This is a genomic window from Azospirillum formosense (genome assembly GCF_013340925.1).
GTDB classification, from domain to species: Bacteria; Pseudomonadota; Alphaproteobacteria; order Azospirillales; family Azospirillaceae; genus Azospirillum; species Azospirillum formosense.
The window spans coordinates 1-1,359 of the sequence record NZ_WHOR01000495.1 but is presented as its reverse complement, the minus strand read 5'-3'; the positions used below and the strand labels follow the sequence as shown (position 1 = coordinate 1,359).

General features: G+C 75.3%; 2 protein-coding genes. Both read left to right on the top strand.

Annotation, left to right across the window (positions count from 1 at the left end; translation table 11 throughout):
- Nucleotides 1-620, top strand: a 620-nt coding sequence (locus GBZ26_RS29365) for an MFS transporter (RefSeq protein WP_174441800.1), incomplete at its 5' end; no start/stop codon positions are given.
- Nucleotides 617-1,359: alginate export family protein (locus GBZ26_RS29360; RefSeq protein WP_174441799.1), on the top strand; the 743-nt coding region annotated here is incomplete at its 3' end. The genes GBZ26_RS29365 and GBZ26_RS29360, both read left to right, overlap by 4 nt.

The window sequence follows — 1,359 nt, the reverse complement described above, 5'->3', positions numbered from 1 at the left end:
TCGCCGTCCTGACGACGCTGAGCGCCACGACCCAGGCCATCCTGCCCAACTGGGTGCGCGGGCGTGGGCTGGCGCTCTACCTGACCGTCTTCAACGGCGCCCTGACGGCGGGCAGCCTCGGCTGGGGCGCGCTGGCCGACGCGATCGGCGTGCCGGCCACCCTGTGGGTCAGCGCCGCCGGACTGCTGGCCGTCGCGATGCTGTCCCGCGCGGTGCCGCTGCCGGAGGGCGAGGCCGACCTCACCCCCTCCAACCACTGGCCGGAGCCGCTGACCGCCGAGCCGGTGCGCAACGACCGCGGTCCGGTGCTGATCACCATCGAGTACCGGGTGGCCGCCGCCGACCAGCACGCCTTCCACGCCGCGCTGCGCCGCCTGTCGGAAGCGCGGCGGCGGGACGGCGCCTACGCCTGGGGAGTCAGCCAGGACTCCGGCGATCCGGAACGGGTGCTGGAGTGGTTCTTCGTCGAATCCTGGGCGGAGCACCAGCGCCAGCACCGCCGGGTGTCGCACGCCGACGCGGACGTGCAGAAGGAGGCGCTGGCCTTCCACCGCGGCGACGGGCCGCCGCGGGTGTCGCATTTCCTGGCGCTGGAGCACGGCGCGGGAAAGGCGTCGTGAGGCGCTGGCGCGGGGCGCTGGTCGCGGCACTGCTGCTCCAGTCCGCCCCGGCCCCTGCGGAGACCCTCGCGGAGACGCCGCCTCCCCTGACCAACAGCCGCTACGACGAGGATTACCGCTACCTCCTCGACCCCGCGGCGGGCAGCGGCGCCTTCTGGGAGCGCTTCAAGGCGATCCCGCTCACCCCCGGCGGCACGGTCTCCCTGTCCACCGGGCTTGAGGCGCGGCTGCGCGGCGAGGCCGTGCGCAACAGCGGCTGGGGTCAGGACGAGCCCAGGAACGACGCCTACGGCCTGTGGCGCCTGCTGCCCTACGCCGACCTGCGCGCCGGTTCGGCCCTGCGCGTCTTTGGGCAACTCGTGATGGCCGGCTCGGCGGGCAAGCTCGGGCCGGAGGGGGCGCCGGACGTCGACCGCGCCGACCTGCTGCAGGGCTTCGCCGACCTCTCCGTTCCGCTGGGGAGCGCGCAGGGCACGCTGCGGGCCGGGCGCCAGATGCTCGCCTACGGGTCGGAGCGGTTGATCAGCCTGCGCTACGGCGCCAACGTGCCGCGCGCCTTCGACGCGGTGACCGGCATCGTGCAATCCGGCCCCTGGCGGGTCGACGGCTTCCTCGGCCGCCCGGTCCGCGCGGCGCCCGACCTGTTCGACGACCGGCGCGACGGCGGGCGGTCCGCCTGGGGACTGTACGCGACGCGCGGCGCGGGCGCGGGCTGGGGCACGGGGCTGGACGCCTACTA